We start from the raw sequence: 6,272 nt of genomic DNA, 5'->3' as shown, positions 1-6,272 counted from the left end.
TGAAGGGAACCTTCATCCACCTCAAGTGGATGAAGGTTCCCTTCATCGTTTTCTAGCTCACCTTGTAGGCGTGGATCACCGTGATCTCCACGGTGTTGCCCTTGGCGTCCTTCGCGGTGGCCTTCAGCGAGGTCCACTTCGAGCCCTGCGGGTGGTAGATCAACGCGCTGTTGCCGACCACGCCCGCGTTGCGCCACGAAGCACCGTCGTCGTGCGAGTACTGCACGCCGGTGACGCGCACCTTGCCGGTGTCACCCGACGACTGCGTGAGCAACCCGATGCGCTGCAACGTTCCCGCGGGCACCGCACCGTTGTCGTCGAGCTTCGGCGCGAACCGCACCACGTTCAGCGGGATGGTGCTGATCTCGCCCGGCACACCCTTGGACCTGAACGTCCACGCCGCGGAGATCTTGCTGCTGAACTCGAACTGCTTGCTGCGGTCGAGGTTCGCCTCCAGGCGGAAGTCGGCGTCCGGCAGCGGCACGTTCTGGAAGCTGCCGCCGTCGTTCTCGCCGATCAACGCGCCGTTGCGGTGAAGAGACACCTTGAAACCGTCCACAGTGGAGCCGCCCTGGCCGTTGTTCGCGTCGCTCAGCATCGGCACTCCGACGAACAGCTGCGTGCCGTTGCGCTGGCCGTACGGGTACGGCGACTCGGGCAGCGCGGGCGAGAACACCGGCTGGTTCTCCCGCTCCTGGTACGTCCTGCCCGGCTCGTACGTGCGAAGCCCGGAGATCGTCTGCTCCTGGCTGCCGTTCGCGTGGACGATGCGCACGATCGACTGCCAGCGCACGTCCTCGGTCGTCACGTAGTCGACGGCCTTGCTGCCCGCCGGCACCGGGTAGAGCGCCGAACCGCCGCCGATCCCGTGCACCGACAACGGGAACTCGCCCTTGGTCGCCTGGCTGTCCGGCTTGAGACCGCCGATGGTGGCCTCGACGCGAGCCAGGTCCTTCTTGCTCGGCGCGCGCGTCAGACCCGTCGGCAGCGTGCCGCCGACCGGGTACGACAGCCGGTAGTAGACGTTCGCGTCGGCTGCCGAGTTCGCGTGCAACGTGGTCAGCGACGCCATCTCCTTCGGCGAGAGCGGACCGCCCATCTGCACCGCGCCGACGCCGTCGAAGCCGCCGAACGAGATCAGCCCCGCTCCCACGGTCGCGGTGCCGTACGTGCGCCTCCAGGAGAGGTCGCCGACCACGAAGGTGCCGGTGGGTTCCGGCGCCTTCACGTCGATCGGCTGCGCGAGGCTCGCGTCCAGCTTGATCGTCAGATCACCGGTCAGCTTCACCGTCGGCTGGATCACCATGTCGAAGGTCGTGGGCGAGGTGATCGACGAGTCGACCACGTAGGTGCCCTTGGGCAGGCGGACCTTCTGGTCACCGCCGAAGACGGGCTTGAACGCCCTGTTGTCCAGGCCGTCGATGAACGTCAGCGCGTTGGCGGGCTCCTGTCCGTCGCGGCCGGTCAGGTCGATCGCGAGGGTGTAGCTCTCCACCTCGCGGTCGACGCCGACGAGCGTGCGGACGGTGTGCGTGCCGGACGTGGCGACGACCTCGCCGGTGTACGTGGCGTCCTGGGTGCCGGCGCGGGTGTCGCCGGTGACGTTGACGGACGCGGTGCCCTTGGCGGGAACCGTGACGTTCGAGCTGCTCAGCGCGAACATGCCCTGCGGCGCACCGCTGGTCAGCTTCACGTCCAGCGTGATCGGCGCGTCGGTCGGGTTCGAGTACGTGATCGCCTTGGTCTCCGGCTTGTCGTCACCGTGCGGCCACTCGTGCCGGCCGAGGTTCACCGCGACGACGTCCGCGGTCAGCACCTGGTTGATCGCCTTGGAGACGTCGATGCGGCCCGCGCCCTGGTCGAACGCGCTGAGGCCCGCGGTCGGCTTGGCCGTGGTGGCCAGCACCGACTTCAGCTGCGCCGGCGTCCACTCAGGGTGCTGCGACTTCAGCAACGCCGCCGCGCCCGCCACGTGCGGCGTCGCCATCGACGTGCCGCTGAACGCGACGTGCTCGCCGTTGGTGCCTGCCGCCGCCGCGACGATGCCGACGCCCGGTGCGGTCACCTCGGGCTTGAGGCCGCTGTCTCCAACGCGAGGGCCTCTGCTGGAGAACGGGGCGAGCGAGTCGTCGCGGTCCACGGCGCCGACGGACAGCGCGGCCTCCGCGGTGCTGGGCGAGCTGACCGTGCCGGTGCCACCCGAGTTGCCGGCCGCGATGACGAACAACGTGCCGTACTTGGCCGTCAGCTCGTTGACCGCCTGCTCCAGCGGGTCGATCTCCTCGGTGTCGCCACCGCCGAGGCTCATGTTGACGACCTGGGCGCCCTGCTCTGCTGCCCAGCGCATGCCGTCGAGGATCCAGGACTCCTGGCAGCCGAACTCGATGCACACCTTGGCGTCGATCAGTTGCGCTCCTGGTGCGACGCCGCCGTACTTCGAGTCGTGGCTCGCCACCGTCGAACCGACGTGCGTGCCGTGGCCGACGTGGTCGGTGTTGTCGGGATCGGTGGTGAAGTTCTTCTCCGCGATCTGCTGACCCTTGAGGTCCGGGTGGTTCTCGTCCACGCCGGTGTCGACGATCGCGACCTTCACGCCCTTGCCGGTGATGCCGCGCTCGTGGGCGGCAGGTGCGCCGATCTGCTTGACGCTGCGGTCCAGCGTCGGCTTGCGGATGCCGTCGAGCCAGACCTTGTCGCCGGAATCCGCCTCGGCCTTGAGAGCGGTCCAGTCGTCCGAGGATCGCGCCGCGAGTCTCGCGTGACCGTCCACGATCAACGGCATCCGGTCGCGGTAGCCGAACTCCAGCAACGTGGTGACGTCGAACAGTCTGCGGTCGAGCCGGCCCGCCGCCAGGGGCCCGAACGCGTCCTTCGGCACGACCGTCGTGTGCCCGTCGGCACCTCGGTGGGTCTTGAACGTCATGCCCGTGCGGCCGTCGCCGGGCTGAATCGCGACGACCTGCTGACCCTGTCCCAGCAGGACCTTGTCACCGCTGACGAGCGTGACCTCGTCGATCGTCTGTTTCGGGCTGTTGGCCCGTGGTGCTGCCGACGCTTGTGTCGCCGTTCCCGCTGTCAGTGCCAGTGCCGCGAGGGCGGCGCCTAACGCTTTCGATTTTCCGCGCATTCGAATCCCCTCATGGTTCGAATTGCTGCGCGCTGTGGTCCGCGCAGGCCGGAAAACCTCCTGTCGCAATGTGAAAAAGGTCCCCCGACCCTTTCGAACGTATCGATGGTGGCCGGGGTCACACAGGGCTGAACGGGGGATTTCGGGCGGTGTTCTGTTCGCCCGTCAGTTCGACTGCCAGAACTTCCAGCGCGCCTTGCGTTTCACTGACAGTTCTCCTGCGGCCCGGCACCATTCGGCGAACGATGCGGCATCCTCGCGCGCGCGTGAGCCCGCACGACGCGGGTTTTCCACGGCGTACGCGTCGAAGAGCGGCCGGAACCGGTCGCCGAGCTCGTCGGCGACCGCGGGTCCCAGCATCCGCACGATGCCGCGGCGTTTCGACAGCAAAGCACGACGTTCGACGTCGAAGCGTTGTTCGTCGAATCCCGCGGGAACAGGTCCTTTCGCGAGCAAAGCAATGAGCAGTGCTTCTTGCTGCTTGGCAAGCCTTTCGCGTGCGGCCGAAAGGTCATTGCTCCCGATCATTTCACCCACGGCGCTTGTCCACCACGGCGCGGATCGCGGCGAGTTCGCTCGCGATTTCGGTGTCCGACGGGTAGTTGTCGTCGCGTTCCAGCAAAACACCGGGTGGTGTCACCCGCGAGCACAGTTCGTCGAGAACGCCGAGAACTTCCGGTAGCACCGCGTGGGCGTGCGTGTCGTGGTAGACGTCCCCGTGCTGCTCGCCGCCGGCGACGTGCACGTAAGCCAGGCGCTCCAACGGGATCTCGTCCAGGAACCGCTCCGGGTCCGTGCCGATGTTGCGGGCGTTGGCGTACAGGTTCGCGACGTCGACGAGCAGCCAGCAGTCCGTGCGCTCGACCAGCTCGGCGAGGAACTGGCCCTCGGTGAGCTCACCGTCCGGCCACTCCAGCAGCGCCGCGACGTTCTCCAGCGCGAGCGGCACCGGCAGGTTCTGCTGCGCCAGCCTGACGTTCGCGACGAGCACGTCGAGCGCGTCCTTGGTGCGCGGCACCGGCATCAGGTGGCCGGAGTCGAGGCCACCGGCGCGGACGAAGCACACGTGGTCGCTCACCATCGGCGCGCCGACCGCCTCGGCGATCTTGCCGAGGTGCTCGACGCGGTTCAGGTCGACCGGGTCCGCGCCGCCCAGCGACAACGAGACGGCGTGGGGGAGCACCGGAATCCCGCGCTCCAGCAGCAACGTCACCGACTCCGGCAGGTGTCCGATGTGGAGGTTCTCGGCGACCACCTCGACGAAGTCCACGCCGGGCAGCCGCTCCACGGTCAGGTCGATCTCCGAACGCCAGCCGATGCCGACGCCCAGGTCCGTGATCCCCGCCATCAGGAGCCTCCTCCGCCGCCACCGCAACTGCTGCTGCCGCCGCCACAACTACTACCTGACGAACAACTACTACCCGACGAACAGCTGCTGCCGCTCGACGAACAGCTGCTGCTCGAAGCACAGCTGCTGCTACCACACCCGCTGCCGCAGCTGCTGCAGCTCGACACGGAGCCGGCACCACTGTACGAAGAGGACCGCGACCTGCGGGACTGCTTGAGCGGCAACATCTTGACGATGCTCTGGGACAGCTCGAACAGGTCGGCGACCGCCTGGCCGTTGATCTTGCCGCAGAAGCCGTAGAGCGCCACGGCGTGGACCCGGTCGGTCGCGGTCACCTGCCGCAGCGCCGCCTTGCCCGTCGCGGTGACCGCTTGCCGGCCCCGCTGCCAGAGGGCGATCGCCGCGGCGATCGGCACACCGAGCAGGACCACCGGCACCGAGAAGCTGAGCAGGACCAGGAGAAACGCGAGGGCCAGGTAGACGCCCCACACCGGGTTGCTGCGGCGGGGGAGTTGCGCGAGCCCGCGGTCGCGCAGGTACTGGTTCAGCGCCGCCATCTCGTTGCAGTTCGCGGTCGACTGCACGATCGTGTCGAACTGGACCGGCGTCCGCGCGTAGCTGAGGATCCGCGCCTCGACGCTCGTGGTCGCCTTGTAGTCGTTCTGGAGCACGGCGGTGACGTGGCCGTCGCGGGACACCCGCACCGCGCCGACGTCGATCAGCCGGGCCAGCACGGTCTCGGCCGCACGACCGGGTCCGGCGGTCAGGTAGCCGGCCTCTTCCGCGGACAGCCGCGGCACTTGTGTGGTCGTCGGTGTTGCCATCAGTTTCCCCCTCAACTGCTGGAACTGCTGCAGCTGCTGCTCGAGCTGCTGCAGCTCGAACTGCTGCTACTGCAACTGCTACTGCTGCTCGAACAGCTGCTGGAGCTGCTGCTGCAACTAGAACTGCTGCAGCTACTGCTGCTGTTGCAGCTGTTGCTCGAACAACTACTGGTGGAGCAACTGGACACACTGCCGCAGCCGCTGCAGCCCGATCCGCAGCCGCCGCCACTGTCCGAACGCGACTTCCTCTTGGCGTGCTGCAGCCGCAGCGGCGCCGCGTGCAGGACGTTGGGAGGCAGGCCGAACAGGTCCGCGACCCGCTGACGCCCCATCACGCCCCTCAGCCCGTACACCGCCACCGCGTCGACGCGGCCGCGCTGGTGCGTCCGCGCGTACCCCAGCACGCCCTTGCCCATCGGGGTGAGCATCTTCTTGCCGCGCAGCAGGAACGCCAGGAACCACGCCACGATCGTGCCGGCCAGGAAAGCCCGGTCGGTGGCGAACGTCGCCACCAGGAACCCGATACCGGCCAGGGTCAGCAGCACCCGCAACGCCGTCGCGCCCCCGCTCGCCTTGCCCCACCGCCTGCGGATGATCGCCCGGTCGGTCAGGCTCTGCCGCAGCGAGCCCATCTCCTGGCTGTGCGACGCCGGGCCGACCACGTGACCGATCGGGCGGCCCGCGCCGTTCAGCGCGTTGAGGATGAACGACTCGATCCGCGTCGTGGCGCCGTGACCGTTCTGGTGGACGGCGGTCACGAGTCCCTCTCGGGAGATCCGCACGAGACCGCCGTCCATCAGCCGGGCCAGCGCGGTCTCCGCCGCCCTGCCCGGTCCCCCTGCCAGGAACCCGATCTCTTCCGGTCTCCAGTCCGGACCCGGTGTCGAAGACTTGGCCATCAGCACTCCCCTTCACTGGTGCCAGTGCATCTTCGACGTGAGATCTACCCCTGGGTTCCTGGTGTTACCTGAAC

The 6,272-nt window shown here is 68.1% G+C and carries 5 protein-coding genes; all 5 read right to left on the bottom strand.

The features are described from left to right. Positions 1–52: 52 nt before the first annotated feature. A complete protein-coding gene (locus UK23_RS29740; RefSeq protein ID WP_045314982.1) occupies positions 53–3,127 on the bottom strand; it encodes a S8 family peptidase in 3,075 nt (1,024 codons plus the stop codon). 165 nt (positions 3,128–3,292) lie between these two features. Next, on the bottom strand, positions 3,293–3,655 hold the full coding sequence (locus tag UK23_RS29735) for a hypothetical protein (protein ID WP_045314981.1): 363 nt from the start codon (positions 3,653–3,655) through the stop codon (positions 3,293–3,295). Between the two features lies 1 nt (position 3,656). Continuing rightward, positions 3,657–4,475 (bottom strand): DUF692 domain-containing protein, encoded by an 819-nt coding sequence (locus tag UK23_RS29730; protein ID WP_156213471.1) that lies wholly within the window; start codon positions 4,473–4,475, stop codon positions 3,657–3,659. Continuing rightward, positions 4,475–5,299 (bottom strand): TIGR04222 domain-containing membrane protein, encoded by an 825-nt coding sequence (locus tag UK23_RS49070; protein WP_082115076.1) that lies wholly within the window; start codon positions 5,297–5,299, stop codon positions 4,475–4,477. The genes UK23_RS29730 and UK23_RS49070 overlap by 1 nt, the downstream gene beginning before the upstream one ends. 11 nt (positions 5,300–5,310) lie before the next feature. Continuing rightward, a complete protein-coding gene (locus tag UK23_RS29720; RefSeq protein WP_082115077.1) occupies positions 5,311–6,198 on the bottom strand; it encodes a TIGR04222 domain-containing membrane protein in 888 nt (295 codons plus the stop codon). Between the last annotated feature and the right edge of the window lie 74 nt (positions 6,199–6,272).

The sequence above is a fragment of the Lentzea aerocolonigenes genome, from assembly GCF_000955955.1.
Classification (GTDB): domain Bacteria; phylum Actinomycetota; class Actinomycetes; order Mycobacteriales; family Pseudonocardiaceae; genus Lentzea; species Lentzea aerocolonigenes_A.
Note: the sequence above shows the minus strand (reverse complement) of the source record. Positions and strands in the feature narration are given on the sequence as shown.